General features: G+C 56.5%; 1 protein-coding gene. It reads left to right on the top strand.

The genetic code is table 11. From position 1 onward, the window contains the following. Nucleotides 1-191: 191 nt before the first annotated feature. A partial coding sequence (locus EN862_RS35070; protein ID WP_135913299.1) for a cold-shock protein occupies nucleotides 192-375 on the top strand: 184 nt, incomplete at its 3' end.

Genomic DNA, 375 nt, shown 5'->3' with positions numbered 1-375 from the left:
CTAACGGCGTGCACCAAAACGACAATTTGGATCACGGCACGCGAAGCGCGGCGGACGCAAAGCGCTGCCAAAATGCCTGCCGGGCGGGGCAAAAACTTTCTCTTGCCGATAGCGCTAAAATAAAGGACAAATTTCCACTCGGGCATTTCACGACCCGAAACTGGACTTTATGGGATCATAAGGAGCTTCCCATGCCGCAGACCGGCACCGTCAAGTTCTTCAATCATGCCAAAGGCTTCGGCTTCATCACGCCGGACGATGGCGCGAAGGATGTCTTCGTCCATATTTCGGCCGTGCAGGCGTCGGGTCTTCCCGGTCTTGAGGATGGGCAGAAAGTGACATTCGACACCGAGCCGGACAAGCGCGGCAAGGGTC

It is taken from the genome of Mesorhizobium sp. M2E.F.Ca.ET.219.01.1.1, from assembly GCF_004016445.2.
Classification (GTDB): Bacteria; Pseudomonadota; Alphaproteobacteria; order Rhizobiales; family Rhizobiaceae; genus Mesorhizobium.
This window is presented reverse-complemented; position numbering and strand designations above follow the sequence as displayed.